A 26093-nucleotide genomic window follows, 5' to 3' on the forward strand; every position below is an offset into this window, starting at 1 on the left:
CTTAGGCTTTTTTTATTCAACAGACACTATAAAGTAGTATAATGGTTGTTCACCACTATAACATTGAATATCTATTTCAGGATACTTTTCTTCTAATTTTACAACAAACTCCTCAACTTTTTCCGTATGACAATCTTTACCATAAAAAATTGTAACAAGTTCACTTTCTTCCATTATCATATTAGAAATAACAATATCACACACTTCAAAAATATCTTTTCCAACTTCACTTATTTTTCCTTCAACTAACCCTAAAATGTTTCCTTCTTTTATACCTTTTCCATCTATTTCAGTATCACGCACAGCATAAGTTACTGAACCAGTACGAACACTTTCAATTACGGACTTCATTGCATCAATATTTTCATTTATAGTACTATCAGGATTAAATACAGTTACTGCTGTTATCCCTTGTGGAATCGTCTTTGTAGGTATAACAATTACATTTTTTTCTGAAATTTCCGCTGCCTGCTCAGCAGCCATAATAATATTTTTATTATTAGGTAATACGAATATGTTCTTTGCATTAATCTTATTTATACATTCTATTATATCCTGAGTGCTAGGATTCATAGTTTGACCGCCTTCAATGATCCAATCAACTCCAAGGTCCTTAAAAATATTTTTTAGACCATTTCCCATTGTTACAGAAACAAATCCATATTCTACTTCTTCTATCACTTCATTGTCGTAATCTTCAGAATCAGTATCTTCTTCAGTTGTTGCATATTCTAATTCAAGAATTTTTCTATGTTCTTCTCTCATATTATCAATTTTAATTTTAGATAATTCACCTAATTTTCCTGCTTCAGACAATACAAATCCAGGATCATTTGTGTGAATATGAACCTTTATTATATCATCAACACCAATAACAATCATAGAATCTCCTACAGACTCAAATCTTCTTTTTAAACCTAAAGATTTTTCTGCTGCTTCATTAGTATGTATAAAAAACTCTGTGCAATATCCAAATTTAATATCTTCAACTTGTATGCTTGCTTGAGCAGGTCTATTTATATTATCTTTATTACTTATAACTTTAACGTCATCCATTCTGGCCTCAATATTCCTGTTTAAAGCTTCATACATTCCTTCTAAAATAATTAATAATCCCATGCCTCCTGCATCAACAACTTTTGCTTCTTTTAGCGCTGGTAGCATATCCGGTGTTTTATCAAGAACACTTTTACTAAATTCACATACTTTATTTAGCATTTTTACAATATCGCTTTCATTTGCATTGGCAGCACTTTCTGACGCTGCTTTGATTATAGTTAAAATTGTTCCCTCTGTTGGACGCATAACTGCTTTGTAAGCATATTTTGAGCCTTCTTGTATACTATTTGCAAAAGTTACTGCATCAACTTCACATTTGCCATCTAACCCTTTAGCAATACCTCTTAAAATTTGAGAAAGTATAACTCCCGAATTACCTCTAGCTCCCATTAACGCTCCTCTAGCAATTTTTTGGGTTGCTTCTGAAATAGAATTATTATCTAGTTTTTCAATCTCAGCTACTGCACTTCTAAAGGTCATTGACATATTTGTTCCTGTATCACCATCTGGAACAGGAAATACATTCAGAGAATTTACAAACTCTTTTTTGTTTTCAAGGTTATTTGATGCATTTATCATCATATTTCGCAAATCGTATCCATCTATCTTAAAATGTTCCAATTCTAGTACCTCCTTAGACTCTTACACCTTGAACATTAACAGTTATACTTGCAACTTTCAATCCAGTATATTTTTCAATATTATATTTTATTTTTTGAATTATATTATTTGCTATAACTGATATCTTTGTTCCATATTCTACTATTATATATAATTCTATAAATAATTTATTATCTTTATTATGAATTTTAACACCCTTATTTAAACTTTCACGCTTCAATAATTCCCAAAATCCATCAGTGGCATTCTTTGAAGCCATTCCCACAACACCATAACATTCCATTGTTGATAATCCAACAATATTAGCTATAACTTCATCTGAGTAATTTATAGCACCATGTTCACTGGTTATTCCTAACATATATATTCCTCCTTACTCCTCTTACATACTATTTATTTTATAATATATATATAATTTAATCAAGAAAATTAATCATTTAAATACTTATTCTTACTTTTAGCTTTATATTTTACTTGCCAAAAACATACTATGTATGCTACAATATAAGACGTTCTATTGTATGGAATTTTTATCTTCAATATAGGAGGTGTTTAGTAATGGCAAAAAGATGTGAAGTATGTGGAAAAGGCGTTATATCAGGTGTACAATACAGCCATTCTCATCGTCAATCTAAGAGAAAATGGGCTCCAAATATAAAAAGTGTTAAAGCTATAGTTGGTGGAACACCTAAAACTATAAGCGTATGTACAAGATGTTTGCGTTCAGGCAAAGTACAACGTGCTATATAGTTTTTCAATAAAAAATGCAATTGTTATAGCAATTGCATTTTTTATTTTTTGATCTTTAATTTTTGTTTTTAGTAAATATTCTTACTATTCTCGATAAAAATTTTGGAAGTTTAATAGCTATAATCTTCATAATAACCCCCTTAAAATATATCTTTATTAAACCAATCATAACTCTTCACTTTATTATATGTGACTATTTCATTTGCGTTACAAAAAGCATATAGACATAAATGCCTATATGCTAAATCTAATCTCTAGGATAAATTATCAACAAAATCCCTTTATCGAATTTTATTTTCACCTCTTTATCTAAGAATTCATTTGATATGGTTAAGGGGTTACCAATTTCAAGATAAAAATTGTTTAGAGGATATTTTGCTCCACTAATAGTCAAATTTTCAACATTTTCATAATATGCCGCTAAAGAAAAAATCTCTCTCTCTTTTCCAAATATACTTAAAGATTTGTCAGCTATTAAAATAGTATTATGATCATCTTTAATATATGCTGTAATCCCTTTACGCAAACAGTTTAAAAGCAAACCAAGATTGCCTAAAAAATGATCTATTCGCGTTCCTGTGCATCCCAATAAAATTATTTCATCAGCATTAAGTTCCATTGCTTTATTTACAGCTATCTCAGAATCTGTATAATCCTTTTCTGGAGGATACTGTACTATATCAGTACCCCGAGCTTTAAAACAAATCAATATTTCTTCATTTATTGAATCAAAATCACCAATTAAAATATCTGGGCATATATTATATTTGTATAAATAATTAGCTCCACCATCTGCACAAATTATGTAATCTGCATCTTCTAATTCCTTCTGAATTAAATCAAGAGAAGGTGGCACTCCTCCTGAAGCAATAACTATTTTCATCTTAAAACCTTTCTTTAATTTCTCTTATATTTTTTTCAATCTCACCATTTTTAAATACAGCTGATCCAGCTACAATTAGATTAGCGCCACAATCAACTATTTCTTTAACATTCTCTACCCCAACTCCACCATCAACTTCAATTAGCAAATCCTTATTATACTTTTCAGAAAGTTCTTTAACTTCTTTTATCTTTTCAGAACAATACTTTATATACTTTTGTCCTCCAAATCCTGGATTAACCGACATTATCAGTACTAAATCTACTAAACCTATAAGATGTTTTATAGTATCTACAGGCGTAGCCGGATTTAATGAAATTCCAGCTTTTACACCCAAGCTTTTAATATAATTTATTGTTCTATCCAAATGTTTGTCTGCTTCATAATGAACTGTAATAATATCCGCCCCTGCTTTAGCAAAGTCCTCAACATATCTTGATGGTTCTTCAATCATCAAATGAACATCAAAGGTAAGCTTTGTAATTGGTCTGATGCTTTTTACTATGGGCACTCCAAAGGATATGTTAGGAACAAACATACCATCCATTACATCAATATGTACCATATCGGCTCCAAATTTTTCCAAATTAATTATTTCTTCTCCCAGCTTCGTGAAATCAGCTGATAGTATAGACGGTGCTAATTTTACCATTTATTTTTTCCTCCTCTGATAATTTCTTCTAAAGTTTTAATATAAAATTCATATCTATTCTTATTAATTATATTATCATCAACTGCTTTTTTTACTGTGCATCCAGGTTCCTTATAATGCATACATCCAGTAAATTTACATTCTTGATCATATTCCCAAAACTCTGGGAAATAATTTTTAAGATCTTCCTTTTCTTCAACACTTAAAGTTAGTGTTGAAAATCCAGGTGTATCTACTACAAACCCTTCACCTATTTCCACTAACTCACTGTGTCTAGTAGTATGTTTTCCTCTTTTTAATTTTTCACTAATTTCTCCTGTTTCCATAACGTTTTTTCCTACAATACTATTCAGAATAGTAGATTTACCAACTCCAGAAGGACCACAAAAGACTGTAACATTATCTTTTAATTTATTTTTTATAATTTCTAGTCCTACTCCATTTTTAGCATTTAAAAAAACATATTCATATCCTGCACTTTCAATCATTTTTACCGCTTCGTCTTCTTTATAGTTTTCTGATAAATCAATTTTGTTAAAACATACTACAGCTTTTATATTTTTCAATTCACACTGAACTAAGAATTTATTTAATAGATCCAAATTAATATCAGGCTTTCTTAAAGCAAAAATCACAAAAGCTTGAGTAATATTTGAAACTAAAGGCCTTATTAATTCGTTTTGTCTTTCGAATATTTTTTCTATGGCTCCCTTATTATTATCAACAGTTAGCAATACTTTATCTCCAACAATAGGTGACATACCTTTGTTTCTAAATTTACCTCTTGCTTTACATTCAATGATTTGGTCTTTTACCTTAACATAATAAAAGCCACCTATTCCTTTTATAATTGTACCTTCCATATTTCCTCCTAAAAATATTTTATGGATTTGGTTCACTCTTAAGCTTTATAGTTGTTCCCTCTAATACTTTTTTTCCTGGATTTATATCCTGAGAAGTTACAATAAAATCACCTTTTCCACTAACACTTATATTTAAATTATATTCTCCAGCAATTGTTTTAGCTTCTCTCACTGTTTTGTTTACAAAGTTAGGTACACTGACAAAATCTTTATCACTATATGCATAGTAGCTTATATTAATTCGAGTATTTTCTTTCACTTCAGTATTAGGCTCAATGCTCTGTACAGATACTATTCCATCCAAGCTTTCATCAGGAGTTTTGATTTTAGTTACTGAACCAAGTCTTAATTTAGATCTCACAAGTATATCTGATACCTCATCAAAATTTTTGTTAACTAAATTAGGAACTTTTATGTATCTAACTTCCGGTCCCTTACTAACCACTAAATCAACTGTATTATTATCTCCAATTTCTGTAGCAGCTTCAGGTGATTGTCTACATACACGTCCTTTTTCAATATTACTATATTCATAAGTAACTTTACCCAACTTCAAATTATACGCCTTTAAATATTCCTTAGCAGCTTCTAATTCTATTTCGAATAAACTTGGTATAGCAGATACTCTTGGACCCGAACTTATTATAGCTCTTATCTCATCTTGCTGACTCATATCAATTTCAGTCCCCTCTACTGGGTAACATTTAATAACTACACCTTTAGGTTTATCACTACTTTCAGTAGTAGGAACAAATCTTAATCCTAATTCTTTTATTTGTTTTTCAGCTTCTTCCTTACTTAATCCAAGAATATTAGGAACAGTAACCTTTCCGGTTTTGTGAGTACCTGAATTTAGTTTTTTCTGCGAAACAACAAATGCAGATACAAAACCAATAATTACTACTGCCAAGGCTATCAAACTTCCAATTATTATTTTTTTTGTTTTGTCACTAAGTTTTATGCCACCTTCTAAATCTTCGTCTTCTTCAGCATCTTCCATTTTATCATATTTATCATTTATATTCATTGAATCATTTATATTCATTGAATCATTTATTGGTTTCATAATCATTGTATATTCATTTTCTCTACTATCAATAAAAAATTCTGTTTCTGGATTACTTTTTATTTTTTGCAAATCTGATAAGACATCCTTAGCACTCTGATATCTTTTATATTGTTCTTTTTCAACAGCTTTTAATATTAACATATTTAAACCTTCTGGAATACCGGGATTAATTTGCTTAGGTGGTATAACTGGTTCTTGTATATGCTTTAGCGCAACTGAAACTGGACTTTCTGCATCATACGGAACTTTACCGGTAACCATTTCATACAATACTATTCCTAAAGAATAAATGTCTGTTTTACAATCTACATAATTTCCCTTTGCCTGCTCTGGCGAAAAATAATGAGCCGATCCGATAATTCTGTCTGAATTAGTTATGGTTACAGAAGAAGTAGCCTTTGCAATTCCGAAATCAGTAACTTTAATTATCCCATCTTTTGTAACTAAAATATTATGCGGTTTAACATCTCTATGAATAATATTATTATTATGTGCACATTCCAAAGCTTTAGCAATTTGTATTGCTATAATAATAGCTTCATCATACTTTAAAACCTTATTTTCAGTTATAATCTCCTTTAAAGTTTTTCCTTCTACATATTCCATCACTATATAGTTTATACTATTCTCAGAACCAATATCGTAAATTCCTACAATATTGTTATGAGTTAAACTTGCCGCTGAGGATGCTTCCTGCTTAAACTTATTTACAAATTCTTCATTGTCAGAATACTGATTTTTTAAAATTTTAACTGCAACGAACCTATTTAGCAAGTGACATTTGGCTTTATAAACCTCAGCCATGCCGCCTTCCCCTATTTTCTCTAACAATTCATATCTATTTCCAAGCATTGTTCCTATCATTTTTTGCACACTCCTCCAACTACAATAACTGAAATGTTATCTCTTCCGCCTTTGTTTTTTGCCGCTTGCACTAGCATTTTGCATGACTCTTTATTATTATTCTTTAATATTATATCATACATTTCATTTTTATTAACTTCATTTGTGAGTCCATCTGTGCATAAGATAATTTTTTGTATTTCATATTTTTTTCTTTGAAAAATATCTATATCCACAGTTTTCCTAGTGCCTAATGCTCTAGTAATGATATTTTTATTTGGATGTCGAAGTGCTTCTTGTTCAGTAATACTTCCATCATCAATTAATTCTTGTACCAAAGAGTGATCCTTTGTTATCTTCTCAATACCTCTATTATCAATAGAAAAGCAACTACTATCCCCAACATTAGCAATTGCTACTTCATTTTGTTTTATTAAACAAACAGTAATAGTTGTCCCCATCCCATTTAAGTTTTCACTAACTTTTGATTTTTCATAAATAATTCCATTTGCATAAGCAACAGCATCTCTTAGTACTTTCTCAAGATCATCCTCATGAATTTTTTCTAAACTTTTTATGTAATTTATACATGAATCCACTGCAGTTTTACTAGCAACATCGCCAGCATTGTGTCCACCCATGCCATCTGCAATTACATATACCTGAACATTATCATCTTCATAAAAATCTAGATAATCTTCATTAATCTCTCTTATATTTCCTCTATCAGATAAATATCCAACCGAAGAACTTACCTCATATATTTTATTAAAATCCATAAAAATATTCCCTCCATCACACATAACAATCACTTCAATAATTCACTATTACTTTTTAACATACTTTCTCCTTAATTGACCGCATGCTGCATTAATATCTGAACCCATTTCTCTCCTTATTGTTGTTTCTATACCGCTTTTTATCAAAGTATCTTTAAACCTATTTATATCTTCCATTCTTGATTTTTTAAAAGAATTTTCTTTTATTTCATTTATAGGTATTAGATTCACATGACAGCTCATTCCCTTTAATATTGTACATAACTCTTCAGCATTTTCTTTTTTATCATTAACCCCTTTTACAAGTGCATATTCAAAAGAAATCCTTCTATTTGTTTTATTAAAATAATATCTACATGCTTTCATCAATTCTTTAATAGAATATTTATTTGCAACAGGCATCATAGTTTTTCTTATTTCATCATTTGGTGCATGAAGAGAAATAGCTAATGTTATCTGCAAATTCTTATCTGCAAGTTCTTCAATTTTAGGAACTATGCCACAAGTTGATACAGTTATGTGTCTTTGACCAATATTTAAGGTTTCATCGGAATTAACTAATTCAATAAACTTTAATACATTTTCAAAATTATCTAATGGTTCACCACTTCCCATTAAAACAACATTTGAAATCCTTTCTCCAATTTCAGCTTGAGCTTTTAAAATCTGTGCAATAATTTCTCCTGAAGTCAAATTTCTTATCATTCCATCAACTGTTGATGCACAAAATTTACATCCCATTCTGCACCCTACTTGCGTTGATACACAGATAGAATTTCCATATTTATATTTCATAACCACAGATTCAATTATATTTCCGTCACTGTATTCAAAAAGGAACTTTTTTGTATTATCTATCCTTGAATTATGTACTTCTAATACTTCAGGTATACCTATGTAAAAGCTTTCTTTTAATTTCTCAATTGTTTTTTTAGGTATATTTGTCATAGATTCAAAATTAAATATTCCTTTTTTGTATATCCAATCAAAAATTTGTTTTCCCCTGAATTTGCTTTCACCATTATGCTCCATCCATTTTGTCAATTCACTTAAATTTAAATCTAAAATATTATTCATATAAACACCTACCACTGTCTTCTAAGTTTTGCAATAAAGAATCCATCCATATATTTATTCGGTAAAATAGTCAAACACTTTTCTTGAGTATAAATAAAATTATCTAAGTTTCCATAATATACAGGTTCAATAGAAAATTCAGGATTATTATTCAAGAACCATTTTATGTTATCTTCATTTTCTTTTTTATTTACTGTACACGTAGAATAAAGTAAAATCCCATTAGGTTTTACATACTTTGAAGCATTCTGCATGATTTCTCTTTGTACATTAATTAATTCTTTTAATCCTTTCATATTTTTTGTATATTTTATTTCTGGCTTTTTTCTTATAATTCCAAGTCCAGAACAAGGTACATCTATTAAAACACAGTCAGCTGTATCTTTTAATTTTTCATTAAATTTACTAGCATCCCCTTCTTCACATTTAATATTGTTAATGCCTAAACGTATAGCATTGTCTTTAACTAGAGATAACTTATTACTGTGAACATCAAAGGCTTTTACTGTACCTGTATTATTCATAACTTCTGATATATGCGTAGTTTTTCCACCTGGTGCACTGCATAAATCTAATACTTCAAAATTCTCTTTAAGGTTCATAGAAGGCGCTACAAGCATTGCACTTTCATCCTGAACAGTTATTAACCCCTCTAAAAACAATGGATTGTTTTCTATGCTCTTACCCTTATTTATTACTATAGCTTCAGGACAAACATACCCTTCTTCAATATCATAACCAGCTTCACTAAGTCTTTCATAGACCTGATCATAACTGTATTTTAGATTATTTACCCTTACAGTTACAGCTGGTCTTTCATTTAAACCTTTTAAAATTTTTTCAGCTATTTCTACGCCATATTGATTGATAAACATATCAACTAACCACTTATTAAAGGAATAGTTAAAACATAAAGCCTCAACTATATCATTTTTATTATAAAATATTTTATTCAGATTTCTTATATAATTTCTTAGTACTCCATTAACTAATTTGGAAGCACCAATAGACTTCTTTTTCTTGGTTAGTTCTACCGCTTCATTTACTACAGCAAAATTAGGAACTTTATCTAAAAATTTTATTTGATATATAGACGTTCTTAGAATGTTTAATACATAAGAATCTAATTTTTTAATACCAGTTTTCAAAAAACTATTGAGTATTACATCAATTGTATATTTATATTTTATTGTTCCATATACAATCTCAGTAATTAGTCCTTTATCCTTATCATTTAATTTGCACTTGTTTAATTCATGTCTTAAAACAATATTCGAGTAAGCGTTTTTGGTTAACACCTGCTCTACTATGTCAACACATATTTTTCTGCTGTTTTCCATTATATTACTCCAATCTTTCGTCTTTTATCTGTCTCTACTTATAGCCAAAAGCCTTATAAGCTGTGATATAGCCATTAACGCTGCTGCAACATAGGTTAAAGCTGCTGCACTAAGTACTGATTTTGCTCCTTTAATTTCATCACCATACAGTATTCCTCTTTCACCTATTATTTTAAGAGCTCTATTTGATGCATCAAATTCTACTGGTAAAGTAATTAGCTGAAATATAACAACAGCACCAAATAAATACACTCCTAAGCTAACCAATGATGGTAATCCTAAAATAAAACCTAATAAAAATATTATCCAAGAAGCATTAGAACTTAAATTAACTACTGGTACTATAGCACTCCTTATTTGCAATGGTGCATAATGCCTCTGATGTTGAATTGCATGACCGGTTTCATGAGCTGCAACACCTATGGCTGCAACAGAAGTACTATCAAATACTCCTGTCGATAATCTCATAACCCTGGCTTTTGGATCATAATGATCTGTAAGCCTCCCTGAAATTTGCTGCACTGGTACATCATAAAGTCCCTCAGCATCTAACATCATCCTAGCTACTTGGGCTCCTGTATATCCATTAATACTTCTTACTCTGGAATATCTATCAAAAGTAGATTTAACCTTCATTTGTGCCCACGCAGATATTATTAATGCAGGTATAAGAATAAGCATTGTACTATCATAAAAAAACATTTATACCCCTCCTTAAACAAATACTTTGACTACACTACTTCAAAGCAGTTCCCTTTTTAATATCATTTCCTCTGATATATTGTTCCACTTTTAAAACCTTTTTACCCGGGAACTGTATTTCCTCTACCAATAAACTTCCACTTCCACAAGCAACCATAATACCTTTTTCTGAAGCACTTATTATAGTTCCTGGAGAAGTATTAAACTCTTCTTCTAAAACTTTAGCTTTATGAATTTTCATTACTTTTCCATCATATTCTGTATATGCCACAGGCCATGGATTTAGTCCTCTAATCAGATTATTTATGTCTACTGCACTCATATTCCAGTCTATGTTTCCTATCTTCTTATCTAACATGGATGCATAGCATGTTTCAGATTCACTTTGTTTTATTCTCTCTATATCTCCATTAACCATTCTTTTTATAGTTTTTACAAGAAGACCTGCTCCATCTTTCATTAAAATATCATGCAAGTCTCCTGCCGTCATACTTTCAGTAATAGCTACTTCTTGCTTTAATAACATGTCTCCAGTATCAAGCCCCACATCCATTAGCATTGTAGTATTTCCACTTTTCTTTTCACCTTTAATGATAGCCCAATTTATAGGCGCTGCCCCTCTATATTTAGGAAGTAAAGATGCATGCAAATTTATACAAGCATACTTAGGAATATCTATAACTTCTTTTGGAAGTATTTGTCCATAAGCAACAACTATAATAAAGTCCGGCTCCATATTTTTCAATTCCTGTATCATCTCTGGTTCTTTTTTCAATTTTATTGGTTGATAAACAGGTATATCATATTTTAAAGCAAGCTCTTTCACAGGAGACATACCTAATTTCTTACCTCTTCCTTTAGGTTTATCCGGCTGAGTAAAAACTGCTTTTACTCCAAACTCATCAATTAATGCTTGAAATGATGGGACAGAAAATTCAGGAGTTCCCATAAATACAATTTTCATCTTATTTTTCCTCACTTTCTTCTATTGCCTTATCTATAAAAAGTGTACCATTCAAATGATCAATTTCATGACAAAATGCTCTTGCAAGCAACCCAGACCCTTCTAATTCAAATATTTCTCCATTTTCATTTAGTGCTTTTACAGTAACTTTCTCTGCTCTTTCAACTTTTCTTTGTACTCCTGGAATACTTAAACATCCTTCAAAATCAATTTGACTTCCTTCTTCTTTTACTATTTCTGGATTTATCAATACTATTGGACCACTTCCTACATCTATTACAACTATTCTCTTAAGAATACCAATTTGTGGTGCTGCTAAGCCTACCCCATTAGCATGATACATAGTATCCTTCATATCTTCAATCAATGTTAAAATTCTATCATTAATTTCAGAAACTTCTCTTGATGTCTTTCTTAATATTTGGTCACCTTCAACTCTAATATTTCTTAATGCCATTTTAAAACCTCCAATATATTTTTAATATTACACTATTGTATATAAATTATTATTAAGTATTATTTTAAAATTAATTTATAGTAGACTATTAGGATTAATATCAATACTTACTTTAACTTCATTATAAATATCTTTTAACTCATTATATATAATTTTTTTTATGTTTAATGCTAAAGGACTGTCAAAATTGCCTTTTATAATTATTTGCCATCTATAATACTCTTTTATCTTTGACAAAATGCATGGACAGGGTCCTAACATTTCTATTTTATCACTATTTTTCAAAATATTCTTTAATATTATACCAATATTTTGTATACTTTTTATTAACAGATTTTCATTTTTGCTGCTCATATTAATACATAAAATTTTAGAAAAAGGAGGATAATTCATACTATATCTAATTCCTATCTCTTCTTTGTAAAAGTCTTCAAAATTATTTAGTGCAGCATGCTTTATACTATAATGTTCAGGATTATATGTCTGAATAATAACCTTTCCCTCTTTCTTACCTCTACCAGCCCTTCCGGCAACTTGAGTCATCAACTGAAATGTCCTTTCTGCTGAACGAAAGTCTGGTAAGTTCAGAGACATATCTGCCGCAATAACTCCCACTAATGTAACGTTTTTAAAATCCAGTCCTTTTGTAACCATCTGAGTTCCTATCAATATATCAGCTTCTCCGTTTTTAAAAGCATTATATATAAGTTCATGAGAATTCTTTTTTCTGGTAGTATCGAAGTCCATTCTCATAACTCTAGCTTCTGGAAATACTCGCCTAATTTCTTCTTGAATTTTTTCAGTTCCTACTCCAAAATGTTTAACATATCTGCTTCCACATTGAGGACATGTCTTACTTATTTGATAGTTTTTACCGCAATAATGACAGCTTAAATAATTATCATGGCTATGATAAGTTAATGCTATGTCACAGCTATCACATTTAAATACATATCCACACTTTCTACAAGAAACAAATGTTGAAAAACCTCTTCTATTTAAGAACAAAATAATTTGTTCTTTATTATCTAATGCTCTGCTTATTCCTTTATGCAATTTTTCACTAAAAATAGATTTATTATTTTTTATTAGTTCTTCTCTCATATCAACAATATGAATTTCAGGCATCAATGCATTATCCGCTCTTTTATTTAAAGTGAATAATTCTATTTCATCCTTCATGCATCTATAATAAGTTTCAATTGAAGGTGTTGCAGAACCCAAAACCATTTTACAGTCTTCAATTTCACATTTTAGTTCTCCTATTTCACGTGCATTATACTTAGGATTACTATCAGATTTATAGCTTCCCTCATGCTCTTCATCAATAACGATAACTCCTAAATTATCAAAAGGTAAAAATATTGCAGATCTGGCTCCTATAGCTACTTTTACATCTTTATTTTTTACCCTTAACCATTCATCATATCTTTCACCATCTGACAATCTACTATGGAATACAGCTATATTTCTACCAAATCTTCCTTTGAATCTTTCAACCATCTGTGGTGTAAGAGATATCTCTGGAACTAGCATTATGGATTCCTTGTTTTCCCTTATCATATGTTCCACTAGACTCATATATATCTCTGTTTTCCCACTACCTGTAACACCATGAATCAAAAACTTTTTTTTATCTGAGCTTAATATATTATACACTGCATTCTGCTGCTCTTCATTTAAAACTTTCTTCTCATATTTGGAATATTCTCTTAAGTTATATCTGTTAACAATAGTTCTATTACTCTTTAGAAAACCATATTTTATCATTGTATTTATAGAAGATAAAGAAACATCAAATTTTTTACTTATTTCTGTCTTAGAATAAATACCATTATTCTTTTCTACAATATCATAAATTAGATTATAGGGCTCCTTTAAAAATTTGCCTTCTAGTTTATTACCTGCAATAATAGTATCTTTCACCTTATTTTTAACGCCTTTTATTATACCAGTAGGTATAAACATTTTAATACATTCTAAATATGTACATAAATATTTTTCCCTCATTTTTTTTATAAGCTCAATATCCTTTTCTCTTATAACCGTAAATTCATCACATATGTGATTTATTGCTTTTATTCTACATATATTTTCACAATTTTTATATAGTTCAACCACAAATCCATCAACATTTCTATTACCTTTTCCAAATGGCACTTTCACTCTATGACCTATTTTTAGCTTTCCTAATAAATTTTCTGGAATCTTATATGTAAAAATTCTATCCACTTGAACAGAATCATTATTAACTATTATTCCTGCATATCGATACACTAAATTCACCCTTTATCTAGTTAAAAGTTAACTTTCCTAATTACAAGAAAAAAGCGCATTAGCGCTTTTTATTGATCAAGTTAAATAGTTCTCTTGCTACCTTTTTCTTACTCATCTTTTCTAAAGGTATGCAATTACCATCTTTACATAAAATATTAACTCTGTTATCATTAGTTGCAAATCCAGTATCTTTACCAGTTATATCATTTGCAACAATATAATCCAAGTTCTTTTTCTCCAGTTTAGCTTTTGCATTTTGAATTAAATCATTACTTTCAGCTGCGAAGCCAACTAAAATTTGATTTTTTTTCATGGAACCTAATTTCTTTAAAATGTCAGTATCCTTATGTAACTGGAGAGAAAATTCATCTACACTCTTTTTTATCTTTTTTTCTGAGTAAGTTCTAGGTTTATAATCAGCTACTGCCGCAGCCTTAATAATAATATCAGACCCTTCAAAATTTTCTTCAACAGCATTTAACATTTCTTCGTTTGTGGAAATATTTATAACCTTCATACCCCAAGGTTTTTCAATATTAGATGGACCTGAAATCAGAATTACTTCTGCTCCCCTATCCCTTGCTTCTTCCGCAATGGCATATCCCATCTTTCCAGAAGATCTGTTGGTTATATATCTAACTGGATCAAGTGCAGCAATAGTCGGTCCAGCTGTTACTAATACCTTTTTTCCAATTAAGTCTTTAGTATCATATAACATACTCATGGTAACATCAGTAATTAATTTAGTATCTGCAAGCTTGCCTGAACCTACATCTCCACAAGCAAGTCTTCCACTTTCTGGTTCAATAAACTTATATCCATATTGTTTTAATTTTTTAATATTACCTTGAACAATAGGATTTAAAAACATATTTGTATTAGCTGCTGGAGCAAAAATCACCGGTGCTTTTGTAGCCATTATAGTGGTTGAAAGCATATCATCTGCAATTCCACAAGCAACTTTTCCTAATATATTAACTGTAGCCGGAACTATAAGCATTAAATCAGCTTTTTTAGCAAGAGATATGTGCTGTATTTCCCATGCCTTCGGTTCAGCAAACATATCTACTATAACCATATTTTGACTTAACGATTGAAAGGAAATAGGATTAACAAACTTTGCTGCATGTTCAGTCATAATTACATGTACATTAATATCTTCTTTTTTTAATCTACTTATTACATCTAAAGCTTTGTAAACTGCAATTCCTCCTGTTACTCCTATAACTACCGTTTTCTTATTTTCCATTTTACTTTATTCCTTCCAGCAATGATTCATAAGAAACTTTTCCTTCATTAATTTCATTTATTGCTATGGTAAGTGGTTTAAAAGCATCACTTATTCTTACTAAAGCCTCATTTCCATCAATTAATTGTCTTGCTCTTTTAGATGTTACAGTAACTAAAGAATATCTGTTATCTACTTTAGTTAATAAATCAACAATCGATGGATTAATCATAGAATTGTTCATGAATAAATCCCTCCTTAGATAAAATATTTTTTTCCATTCTCTCTACACTGCATTTTTCAGCAGTTATTATACTTTTAATTTTTTCAACGGCTATACTCACTTCATCATTAACAACTGCATAATTATATTTAGACACATAATTAATCTCTTTATATGCGGATTTAAATCTTGTCATCAATGACTCTTGAGTTTCACTTCCACGTTTAATTATTCTATTTTTTAATTCTTCCATAGATGGTGGAAGTATAAAAATGAATACGCCTTCGTGATAAGCTTCTTTAACTTTTAATGCACCTTGAATATCTATCTCTAATATTACATCTTTCCCTTCATCAAGCTTTTCTATAACCTTTGACTTAGGAGTTCCATAATAATTTCCATAGACCTCAGCATATTCAAGGAAATCTTTTTCATCAATTTTATTCCTAAATTGATCTTTTGTTAAAAAATAGTAATTTTTTCCTTCAATTTCCCCTTCTCTTGGATTTCTAGTTGTTGCTGACACTGATAACCAAAAACAATTTTTCTTTATAAGTTCTTTGCATATAGTTCCTTTACCTGCACCTGATGGTCCTGATATTACAACTAAAAGACCTTTGTTTTTATTAATGGTCATTATTTTCAGCCTCGTCTATGCTCACTTCGCCTTTAGATGATAATCTATGAGCTACGGTTTCTGGTTGAACAGCCGATAATATTACATGATCACTATCCGTGATAATCACCGCTCTTGTTCTTCTTCCATATGTAGCATCAATAAGCATACCTCTATCCCTAGCTTCTTGTATTATTCTTTTAATCGGTGCAGATTCCGGACTAACAATTGCAACTAATCTGTTTGCAGAGACAATATTTCCAAATCCAATATTTATTAATTTTATGCCCATGGTGGCCCTCCCACTTTACTCAATATTTTGTGTTTGTTCTCTAATTTTTTCTATATAATTTTTAATATTTATAACTAAATTTATAATCTGCAAATCACTGGCTTTAGAACAAATGGTATTAGCTTCTCTATTCATCTCTTGTATAATAAAATCAAGCTTCCTTCCAATAGGTTCTTCCTTTTTCAGAGTTTCTTTTAACTGTATTATGTGGCTATTGAGTCTTACAAGTTCTTCATCTATTGAAGCTTTATCTGCAAACACTGCAACTTCTGATGCAATTCTATTTTCTTCAATATTAGCATTTTCTAAAAGTTCCTGCAATCTATTTTCTAGTCTATCTTTATAGTCTTCTACTACAAATGGCGCTCTTTCCTCAACCTTATTCACTAATTCTTCAATGTTTTGGCATTTTAATATAATATCTTCACACAATTTTTCCCCTTCTATTCCTCTCATGTTAACAAGTGCATTCACAGCATCATTCAAAGGGCCTTTCAAATCTTTCCACATTTCTTCCAAATCTTCTTCTTTTTTCTGTAAAGTTATTATCTCAGGAAATCTAGCAATAAGTGATACAGATATATTATCAATGACATCATATCTATCTCTTATCTTTTCTAAACAACTCATATAACTATCACTTAGTTCTTCATTAAAATAAATATCCGAATCTTCTTTACCATAGGAATTTTGAGTAATAAATACATCTATTTTTCCTCTATTGATTTTATTTTTAATAATTTCTCGGACTTTATTCTCCAATGACAGTAAATTTCTAGGCATCCTAACGTTTATATCAAAATACCTATGGTTAACTGTTTTAATTTCAATAGTAAAACTGCGACTAGTACCTTCTTCCGAAATCGCCCTACCAAAGCCTGTCATACTTTTTACCATTATTATCATCCTTTCGCAGTAGGTTGTCAATTTATCTTAATTATACATAAATAACGATTAAAATTTCAAGTTTATTTTCTTTGCAGAGGACAATAAATATAATATCATACTTTTTACAATATTAAAATACACTAATTATATACCTTTAAATTATTAAGTGACGTATAAATTTTTTCTTTTTCTACTGTTAAGGAAATTCTGAAATGTCCTTGTCCTTCAACTCCAAAAGCGTATCCTGGTGTCACAACTATCCCATAATGTAAAAGTAATTCTTCACAAAATTCATTAGTTGCATAATTTCCAGGGACTTTACACCAGATATAAAATGTTCCTTCACCTTGATAAAACTCAATATTTTTTTTACTTAAAATTTTTTGCGCAATTTTTCTTCTTTCATCATATATTTCCCTTATATTGTTTATATAGTCTCTTGAAATACTAAGTGCTTCTACTGCTGCATATTGAATAGGCTTAAACTGACTTGAATCAATATTGCTCTTTACTTTTAATAAAGCCTTTAAAACATTCTTATTTCCAACAATATACCCAATTCTAAATCCCGTCATATTATATGTCTTTGATAAAGTTCCGAACTCAACATTTGACTTTTTTATATCGTATTGTAAAAGGCTTATAGGATTTTTATTTTTATTTATTATTTCATTATAAGCAGCATCATTGCATAAAACTATTTCACTTTTTTCACAGTATTTTATGAGTTCACAATAAAATTCCTTATTAGCAACAGCACCGGTAGGATTATTAGGATAATTAATAATCATCAGCTTACTTTTTCTTCGAATATTATCAGGAATACCACTAGGATCTAGTAAATACTTGTTACTCTCCTTCAATGGTACTGTATATGGAGTATTTCCCCAAAGATATGAGCATATTTCATATACAGAATATCTTGGATCAGGAGTTATTATATAATCTCCAAAATCACAAACAGCGGGTATTATATTACTCAATCCTTCTTTTGATCCTATAAGAATTAGTACTTCATCAATATCCAAAGCAACCGAATAAACCTCTTTATAATAATTGATTATTTTCAATTTAAGCTCTTTTATCCCATCATAAGATGGGTATTTATTAAACTCCTTATAATTTAACGCTTTAACAAGTGCCTCAATTATTTTAGGATTAGTTTTTATATCTGGGTCCCCAATACCAAAATCAATAATATTTTTCCCCTGAGATATTAATCTTTCTTTAAGTTCATCAATTTTTTTAAAATGATATTCTGCAATATTCTCAAGCCTATTATTAGTCTTCATTTAAACTTCCCCCATTATGTAATTTTAGTTCATTCTATTCAATATTTTATGTGCTTGTTACTTTATCTCATGATTAACAACTCTAATACTCTTTTCAGCCAAAGACTCAGCTTCATTTTTCAGATGACATAAAAACTCTATTAAATTAAATTTCACTTTATGACTATACAATAATTAAAGCCTAAAGTTAGTTTATAAAGTCTAACTTTAGGCTTTTTATATATGTTTTTATATTAATTTAAATATTTTTCCTTCTTTATCTTATATTTTCTTAGCTATTTTTCCCTGTAGCAATTAATTTTATTATAAACAAAACTGCTAATATATATATTATTGGAGATATTTTTTTCTTACTATCTTGTTTAGAAAATAAATTATTTACCAAATTCAAAACTGCATAAGATAGTATTCCAATCGTCAATCCATCCCCTATACTATATGTTAGCGGCATAAGAGCAATAGTTAAGAATGCTGGTATTCCTTCTGTAAAATCTGTAAAATCAATTTTCACAACATTTTCTATCATAAAAAATCCTACTACTATAAGTGCAGGAGCTGTAGCACATCCTGGAATCGCAATAAATAATGGTGAAAAGAACATTGCAATCAAGAATAATATTCCTGTAACAACTGAAGTTAATCCCGTTCTTCCTCCTTCAGCAACGCCAGCAGAACTTTCCACATAAGTTGTGACAGTAGATGTTCCCATAATCGCTCCGAAAGTTGTACCTATTGAATCTACTAATAATGCTTTTCCTGCATTTTTAACTTTTCCTTCTTCATCTATCATACCAACCTTAGATGCTACTCCTACCAAAGTACCTACTGTATCAAAGAAGTCTACAAATAAAAATGTAAGAATAACTGTTATAAAGGACCAAATTCTTTGTGAGTCTTTTAAATATGAAAAATCTAATTTAAATGCTATGGGCTTTATAGATTCGAATCTGAAAACTCCATCAGGTAAATATATATGATATACATCAGCAGCCAATTTAGGATTCCTAAAAGCATATATCCATGCAACTGCCGTACTTGCTACTATACCCCATAATAGTGCACCTTTAACATTTTTCTTTGATAAAACAACTATAACTATAAGCCCTATTAAAGCAATTATAACAGGTGGAGTAGTAAAATTTCCCATTTTAACTAGGGTTGCTTCATCTTTTACAACTATTCCTGAATTTACAAATCCTATAAAAGCTATAAATAAACCAATACCTGCAGTTACTGCTAATTTCAATGTGGTTGGTATCGCATTAACAACAGCTTCCCTTACATTAGTTAATGATAAAATAATAAATATAATTCCTTCAAAAAATACAGCAGTTAATGCTACTCTATAATCAATTCCCATACCTTTGCAAACACTAAAAGCAAAGAAAGCATTCAGTCCCATTCCTGATGCCAATGCAAAAGGTAGATTTGCATAAACTCCCATTAATATTGTAGTAAGGCCTGCTGTTAGACATGTAGCAGTTAAAACTGCACCTTTAGGCATTCCTGCAATTTCTAAAAAATTAGGATTTACTGCAATGATATAGGCCATAGCCAGAAAAGTGGTAATACCTGCAATAATTTCTTTTCTTACGTCTGTACCATTTTCTTTCAGTTTAAAAAAGTTTTCCATGTTGTACCCTCCAAATGCATATGTTAATTATGTATACTGAATAAAAATAGCCACATAGAATATGAGCATTCTAAGTGGTCTATATTTGGCATAACAAATAATATATTACACATGGAACACTCATAGTCATCAATTTACGGTGTCTGGTAGAAACTCCTAGACCTTATTTCTAGGATTATATGAGTAGTGGCATCTTTATTCATTTTTTATCAAAATAATAATATCAAGCTTTTTATTGTTTGTCAACCCGTGACGAATTTTAATTGCATTTTTATATATCAAAATTCGTAATTAATAAATTCCTTCCTCAAACACTTTTTTTGTTTCATTCAAATCACTATATTTTCCTAGACAAAGCATAAGTTTTATTCTAGCTTTTTGACCTGGGAGAGTACCACCAAATATAACACCCATATTTCTTAATTGTTTACCTCCACCTTCATATCCATAGCTATCTAATACTCTTCCCCCAAAACATCTCGAAACTATAACTACTGCAATACCTTGATCAATTGCCCTTTTTACTCCAGCAACCATTTGTGGTGGAATATTTCCTCTGCCTAATGCTTCTATAACTATTCCTTTTGCACCTTTGCCTACACAAAAATCTAACAAACTTGAATCCATTCCAGCTGCACATTTAATCAAATAAACATTATCTTCTATTTTGTCCGTATGTATATAAATTTTAGATAAAGTATCTCTATAAAAAATAACTTCATTATTATCAATGATTCCAATAGGACCAAACTCAGGACTTTCAAAAGTATTTAACTTCATTGAATGAGCTTTTGTTACTTCGCTAGCACAATTCAACTCATCATTCAAACAAACCATAACCCCTTTATTTTTAGCTTTTTCAGAAATAGCAGTACATATTGAAGCTGATAAATTTGCAGGTCCATCATATCCCAACTCTGAACTATTTCTCATAGACCCTGTTACTATTACAGGTTTTTCGCTTTTAATGGTTAAATCCAATAAATATGCCGTTTCCTCCAAAGTATCGGTACCATGGGTTACAACTACTCCAACTATATCTTCTCTTGCTAAAATTCCTTGAATATATTTAGATAAATCCATCATTTTTCTTGTAGTAACGTGTGGTCCAGGTAAGTTTGAAAATGTGAAACATTCAATTTCAGCATACCTCTCAATTCCAGTTACCATAGATATCATTTCCTCACCACTTAATGTTGGTACTGCTGCTTGTATTCTCGGATCTACCTTCATAGATATAGTACCACCATTAAAAACAACCGCAACTTTTCTCATATTAAAATTTCCTCCTAAAACAATTTGTAAAACAAATCCAATTACCAAAAACCTGCACATTATTTGAAATAGTATTTCTCTCGTTTACACCCTTACTATTTTACAATATATTATTAAAATATACATTACTAAAATTTATATTTGTCACATTTTTTATTAGTATTTTGCAACTTAAAATCTCATAGAGACAGCAGTTTATAAAACTCAATTAAATTTCAGTAACTTTACAATTATTACATATCCATCTTATCAAAATAATAACATTAGAATTCTCTTTAAGCTGATAAATTAAAACAAGCCGACATACAGCCTTGCTGTATTGTCGGCCTAAATATTGATATTATTACAAGATAATACAAATTAATCCTCCATTACCCTCATTTATAATTTTTTCTAATGTCTTTTGAATTTTCACTTGAACATCATCTGGCATTTTATAAAGTTTATTGCGTAATCCATCTTTCACCAAAAGTTCCAACGATTTTCCAAACATATTACTTTCCCAAATTTTAGCTGGATCACTCTCAAACTGCTCTAGAAGAGATTTTACCAGTTCTTCACTCTCTCTTTCAGTTCCCATTATTGGTGAAATTTCAGTTTGTATATCTGCCTTAATAAAATGAAGCGATGGTGCACTGGCTTTTAACTTAACTCCATATCTATTACCCTGTTTAACTATTTCCGGTTCTTCTAATCTCATCTCATTTAACTGTGGAGAAACTAGCCCATAACCTCTTTCTCTTACATCTCTCAGAGCATCTTCAACCTTATCAAACTCTATCTTAGCATCACTTAAAGCCTTCATAATACTCAACAGTTCACTTTCACTATTAATGTTTCTATCACAAACTTCACTCAATACTTTGTAGAATAATTCTCGTTTAGGATTTAATTGTACCCTAGCAGTTCCTTCTCCCATATTTATCTCATCCAGTTTAGAATTCTGCAAGAATTCAATTTCTCCAAATCTATCTGCAAAACTCTTTACATCTCTAACCTTATATACACTTTGGCACATATCCTTAATTAATGCTGCAAAATCTTTCTTCAGCCAATGTGTTATGTCTAACTTTTCAATCCATTCAGGCATATCAATATTAATTTCTTTAACAGGAAATTCCTTAAGTACTCTTTCAAAAACATTTGTAATATCTTCTTCTTTCATATTAAGTACATCCATTTCTTGAACTGGAATATCATATTTTTCTTCCATACCTCTTTTAAGTTCCAAAGTTTCCATAGAATTTGGATTTTTAGAATTTAAAATCATAATAAATGGTTTATTGATTGATTTTAATTCATTGACCACTCTTTCTTCTGCTTCAAGATAATCCTGTCTTTTTAAACCAGTTATGGAACCGTCAGTAGTTATAAGTAATCCTATAGTTGAATGTTCATTAATAACTTTTTTTGTACCAATTTCAGCCGCTTCTTCAAATGGTATTTCATAATCATACCATGGAGTAGTTACCATCTTGGGCTGATCCTCTTCAACATAACCTAAAGCAGATTTTACAATATAACCAACACAATCAACCATTCTAACTTTAAATTTAGTTTCTCCATTTAAAGCCACTTCTATTGCTTCATTTGGAATAAATTTAGGTTCTGTAGTATGGATAGACTTTCCCGATGCACTTTGAGGAAGTTCATCCTGCGCTCTTTGTTTTTTATAAGTATTTTCTATATTAGGTATAACCATAAGCTCCATAAATCTTTTTATAAAAGTAGATTTACCTGTTCTTACCGGACCAACCACTCCCACATATATATCCCCTTGCGTCCTATCAGCAATATCCTTGTATATATTAAAGTTTTCCAAAGATTTACCCTCCCAGCACTTACTTAGTTTTAACAATATATATATATTATTAAATAAAAAAAATATTACAAAAATTAAATTAAGCCAGTTTATAATAAACTGGCTTAATTTAATTCTTCTCTATTTAATATATCTCATCTTTCTTATCTCTTGACATCAATTCGTATACACCATATTTAGCTTCCATATTTTCAAAAAGCACCTTGTATAATATATCAGTAATAGGCATCGAAACTCCTAATTCTTCTTTTAACTTATAAAATGCTCTACATGCCTTAACTCCTTCAACTACCATTCCTATTTCTGTACACGCCTCTTCTAAGGAATATCCTTTTCCTATCAATATCCCTGCTTTTCTGTTCCTACTGTGCATACTAGTACAAGTAACTATAAGATCTCCCATTCCTGTGAGTCCAAAGAAAGTATCTTGTCTTGCTCCCAATCTTACTCCAATCCTAATAATTTCACTCATCCCTCTTGTCATAAGAGCAGCTTTAGTATTGTCTCCATATCCTGTACCATCTGATACTCCTGCTGCTAACGCTATTATGTTTTTAACAGCACCACCTATTTCTACACCTGTCAAATCATCATTTGTGTACACTCTGAATTTATTAGTCATGAAAATATCCTGAATTTTTCTAGCTGCATCCATACGTTTAGAGGAAACTACCACCGTAGTTGGAATGTCTAAAGCTACTTCCTCAGCATGACTTGGTCCAGAAAGAATAACTATAGGATTATCTGATATTTCTTCTTCAATAACCTGTGAAAGTCTTTTTGAAGACCCTTCTTCAATTCCTTTTGCTATATTAACTATTATAACTTCTTTATGAATTAGATTCTTAATTTTAGTACATATTTCTCTTATTGCATGGGATGGAATTGCTAATACTACTACCTTACTATTACCTATTGCAGCTTTTAAATCAGAAAAAGCAGTAACATTGGAGGGTATAACAATATTGTGTATATACTTAATGTTTTCTCTTTTTTCATTAATATCCAGAACAACATCTTCACTTCTGTCCCATATATTAATAGAGTATCCCTTCTTAGCCAACATAACACTCAAAGCTGTACCAAAACTACCTCCTCCTATAAAAGTAACATCTGCCATGCTATTCCTTCCTTTCTCTAAATTCAAATTTAATTCCAGTTCCACCGAAATCAAAACTCTCTCTTACCTTATTTTCAAGATATCTTCTATAAGAAAAATGTAGCAATTCTGAATTATTTACAAAAAATACAAATGTAGGAGGTTTTATTCCAACTTGGGTAACATAATAAATCTTCATTCGATTTAAGCCTACAATTGGAGGTTCTTTCATCATTACTGCTTTACTTATCACTTCATTTAATACACCTGTTTTTACTCTTTTTGTATAATTATCATAGCATTCTTTAGCCATACTTAACACTTTATGTACTCTTTGGCCTGTTTTAGCTGAAATAAACAAGAAAGACGCATAACTTAAAAATGATAACTTCTGTCTTAATTCATTCTTGAATTTATTCATCGTTTTATCATCTTTCTCAATCAAATCCCATTTGTTTACAATTATCATTATTGCCTTATTCATTTCATGGGCATATCCTATTATTTTTTCATCTTGCTCAGCTACACCTTCTACTGCATCTATCATAAGTATGCATACATCTGCATTTTCTATAGCTGCTAAAGTTCTAACTGCACTGTATCTCTCAATTTGTTCCTTAATTTTACTCTTCCTTCTTAAACCGGCAGTGTCCACCAAAATAAATTTTCCATTTTCATTTTCTACATAACTATCTACTGCATCTCTAGTTGTTCCAGCTATCTCACTAACTATATGTTTTTCTTCTCCCAAAATTTTATTAATTAACGAAGACTTACCTACATTAGGTCTTCCAACTATTGCTATTCTTACATATTCATTCTCTTCTTCCTCATTATCATTAGTAGGAAATTTTGCTACAACTTCATCAAGCATATCTCCTAATCCTAACCCTTGTGATGCAGATATAGAAATTGGTTCTCCTATTCCTAAATTATAAAATTCATAAATATTATCTTCTAAAGCATTTCTATCTATCTTATTTACTACTAGTAGAACTTGTTTTTGTGATTTACGAAGCATATGAGCTACTTCATTATCAGTATCAGTTAACCCATGTTTTCCATCAACTATAAACATTATAACATCAGCCATTTCAATAGCCAATTCAGCCTGCCTTCTCATTTGAGATACAATAATATCACTACTTTCAGGTTCTATTCCACCTGTATCTATTATTGTGAATTTATGATTTAACCATTCAGCTTCTGCATAAATCCTATCTCTCGTAACTCCTGGTGTATCCTCAACTATTGATATTCTTTTACCTGCTAATTTATTAAACAAAGTAGATTTACCTACATTAGGTCTTCCAACTATTGCAACTATTGGTTTAGCCATTATTTATTCCTCCTTATTTTACTTATACTCAGATAAGTTCATTAGATAAT

General features: G+C 30.2%; 26 protein-coding genes and 1 riboswitch. Of the genes, 1 reads left to right on the top strand and 25 read right to left on the bottom strand.

Annotation, left to right across the window (positions count from 1 at the left end):
• Nucleotides 1-12: 12 nt before the first annotated feature.
• Entirely contained in the window at nt 13-1680 is a 1668-nt protein-coding gene (locus OIO11_RS16295) for a DAK2 domain-containing protein (RefSeq protein ID WP_268072513.1), read from the bottom strand.
• A 13-nt stretch (nt 1681-1693) separates the two neighbouring features.
• On the bottom strand, nt 1694-2041 hold the full coding sequence (locus OIO11_RS16300) for an Asp23/Gls24 family envelope stress response protein (RefSeq protein WP_268072515.1): 348 nt from the start codon (nt 2039-2041) through the stop codon (nt 1694-1696).
• 197 nt (nt 2042-2238) lie between these two features.
• Here OIO11_RS16300 and rpmB point away from each other — a divergent pair, with 197 nt between their 5' ends.
• Complete coding sequence (rpmB, locus tag OIO11_RS16305) at nt 2239-2430, top strand: 50S ribosomal protein L28 (RefSeq protein WP_268072517.1); 192 nt, start codon at nt 2239-2241, stop codon at nt 2428-2430.
• Nucleotides 2431-2485: 55 nt separating this feature from the next.
• Here the strand turns inward: rpmB and spoVM are convergent, their stop codons facing one another.
• From spoVM to der, 23 genes are all read right to left on the bottom strand, one after another.
• The gene (gene spoVM, locus OIO11_RS17295; RefSeq protein WP_442781316.1) at nt 2486-2599 is read right to left on the bottom strand and encodes a stage V sporulation protein SpoVM; all 114 of its coding nucleotides are present in this window, start codon (nt 2597-2599) and stop codon (nt 2486-2488) included.
• Nucleotides 2600-2677: 78 nt separating this feature from the next.
• The gene (locus tag OIO11_RS16310; protein WP_268072519.1) at nt 2678-3313 is read right to left on the bottom strand and encodes a thiamine diphosphokinase; all 636 of its coding nucleotides are present in this window, start codon (nt 3311-3313) and stop codon (nt 2678-2680) included.
• A gap of 1 nt (nt 3314) precedes the next feature.
• Complete coding sequence (gene rpe, locus OIO11_RS16315; protein WP_268072520.1) at nt 3315-3965, bottom strand: ribulose-phosphate 3-epimerase; 651 nt, start codon at nt 3963-3965, stop codon at nt 3315-3317.
• Nucleotides 3959-4828, bottom strand: a complete 870-nt coding sequence (gene rsgA, locus OIO11_RS16320; protein WP_268072521.1) for a ribosome small subunit-dependent GTPase A — start codon at nt 4826-4828, stop codon at nt 3959-3961. The genes rpe and rsgA overlap by 7 nt, the downstream gene beginning before the upstream one ends.
• A 19-nt stretch (nt 4829-4847) precedes the next feature.
• Nucleotides 4848-6761, bottom strand: a complete 1914-nt coding sequence (gene pknB / locus OIO11_RS16325; RefSeq protein ID WP_268072522.1) for a Stk1 family PASTA domain-containing Ser/Thr kinase — start codon at nt 6759-6761, stop codon at nt 4848-4850.
• The gene (locus OIO11_RS16330; protein WP_268072523.1) at nt 6758-7519 is read right to left on the bottom strand and encodes a Stp1/IreP family PP2C-type Ser/Thr phosphatase; all 762 of its coding nucleotides are present in this window, start codon (nt 7517-7519) and stop codon (nt 6758-6760) included. The genes pknB and OIO11_RS16330 overlap by 4 nt, the downstream gene beginning before the upstream one ends.
• 48 nt (nt 7520-7567) lie before the next feature.
• Nucleotides 7568-8596: a 23S rRNA (adenine(2503)-C(2))-methyltransferase RlmN gene (gene rlmN, locus OIO11_RS16335; RefSeq protein ID WP_268072524.1), complete on the bottom strand. Its 1029-nt coding sequence runs from the start codon at nt 8594-8596 to the stop codon at nt 7568-7570.
• Nucleotides 8597-8604: 8 nt separating this feature from the next.
• A complete protein-coding gene (gene rsmB / locus OIO11_RS16340) occupies nt 8605-9936 on the bottom strand; it encodes a 16S rRNA (cytosine(967)-C(5))-methyltransferase RsmB (protein WP_268072525.1) in 1332 nt (443 codons plus the stop codon).
• Nucleotides 9937-9960: 24 nt separating this feature from the next.
• Entirely contained in the window at nt 9961-10638 is a 678-nt protein-coding gene (locus OIO11_RS16345; protein WP_268072526.1) for a zinc metallopeptidase, read from the bottom strand.
• 34 nt (nt 10639-10672) lie between these two features.
• Nucleotides 10673-11602 (bottom strand): methionyl-tRNA formyltransferase, encoded by a 930-nt coding sequence (gene fmt, locus OIO11_RS16350; protein ID WP_268072527.1) that lies wholly within the window; start codon nt 11600-11602, stop codon nt 10673-10675.
• A gap of 1 nt (nt 11603) precedes the next feature.
• Complete coding sequence (def, locus tag OIO11_RS16355) at nt 11604-12059, bottom strand: peptide deformylase (protein WP_268072528.1); 456 nt, start codon at nt 12057-12059, stop codon at nt 11604-11606.
• A gap of 75 nt (nt 12060-12134) precedes the next feature.
• Nucleotides 12135-14336, bottom strand: a complete 2202-nt coding sequence (gene priA / locus OIO11_RS16360) for a primosomal protein N' (RefSeq protein ID WP_268072529.1) — start codon at nt 14334-14336, stop codon at nt 12135-12137.
• 58 nt (nt 14337-14394) lie between these two features.
• A complete protein-coding gene (gene coaBC, locus OIO11_RS16365; RefSeq protein ID WP_268072530.1) occupies nt 14395-15585 on the bottom strand; it encodes a bifunctional phosphopantothenoylcysteine decarboxylase/phosphopantothenate--cysteine ligase CoaBC in 1191 nt (396 codons plus the stop codon).
• A 1-nt stretch (nt 15586) separates the two neighbouring features.
• Nucleotides 15587-15808, bottom strand: coding sequence for a DNA-directed RNA polymerase subunit omega (rpoZ, locus tag OIO11_RS16370; protein ID WP_268072531.1), 222 nt, complete (start codon nt 15806-15808; stop codon nt 15587-15589).
• Entirely contained in the window at nt 15789-16424 is a 636-nt protein-coding gene (gene gmk / locus OIO11_RS16375) for a guanylate kinase (protein WP_268072532.1), read from the bottom strand. Before gmk ends, rpoZ begins: the two co-directional genes overlap by 20 nt.
• The gene (gene remA, locus OIO11_RS16380) at nt 16414-16695 is read right to left on the bottom strand and encodes an extracellular matrix/biofilm regulator RemA (protein ID WP_268072533.1); all 282 of its coding nucleotides are present in this window, start codon (nt 16693-16695) and stop codon (nt 16414-16416) included. The genes gmk and remA overlap by 11 nt, the downstream gene beginning before the upstream one ends.
• A gap of 15 nt (nt 16696-16710) precedes the next feature.
• Nucleotides 16711-17592, bottom strand: a complete 882-nt coding sequence (locus tag OIO11_RS16385; protein WP_268072534.1) for a YicC/YloC family endoribonuclease — start codon at nt 17590-17592, stop codon at nt 16711-16713.
• Between the two features lie 131 nt (nt 17593-17723).
• A complete protein-coding gene (locus OIO11_RS16390) occupies nt 17724-18875 on the bottom strand; it encodes an aminotransferase class I/II-fold pyridoxal phosphate-dependent enzyme (RefSeq protein WP_268072535.1) in 1152 nt (383 codons plus the stop codon).
• 271 nt (nt 18876-19146) lie between these two features.
• Nucleotides 19147-20508, bottom strand: a complete 1362-nt coding sequence (locus OIO11_RS16395; protein ID WP_268072537.1) for an NCS2 family permease — start codon at nt 20506-20508, stop codon at nt 19147-19149.
• 103 nt (nt 20509-20611) lie between these two features.
• Nucleotides 20612-20711: riboswitch (purine riboswitch) on the bottom strand.
• An 88-nt stretch (nt 20712-20799) separates the two neighbouring features.
• Nucleotides 20800-21783, bottom strand: coding sequence for an asparaginase (locus OIO11_RS16400; protein WP_268072538.1), 984 nt, complete (start codon nt 21781-21783; stop codon nt 20800-20802).
• A gap of 343 nt (nt 21784-22126) precedes the next feature.
• Complete coding sequence (spoIVA, locus tag OIO11_RS16405; RefSeq protein WP_268072540.1) at nt 22127-23605, bottom strand: stage IV sporulation protein A; 1479 nt, start codon at nt 23603-23605, stop codon at nt 22127-22129.
• Nucleotides 23606-23729: 124 nt separating this feature from the next.
• Nucleotides 23730-24725 (bottom strand): NAD(P)H-dependent glycerol-3-phosphate dehydrogenase, encoded by a 996-nt coding sequence (locus OIO11_RS16410; RefSeq protein ID WP_268072541.1) that lies wholly within the window; start codon nt 24723-24725, stop codon nt 23730-23732.
• 1 nt (nt 24726) lies between these two features.
• Complete coding sequence (gene der / locus OIO11_RS16415; protein WP_268072543.1) at nt 24727-26043, bottom strand: ribosome biogenesis GTPase Der; 1317 nt, start codon at nt 26041-26043, stop codon at nt 24727-24729.
• Nucleotides 26044-26093: the final 50 nt, after the last annotated feature.

Source organism: Clostridium sp. ZS2-4 (genome assembly GCF_026719745.1).
Classification (GTDB): Bacteria; Bacillota; Clostridia; order Clostridiales; family Clostridiaceae; genus Clostridium_H.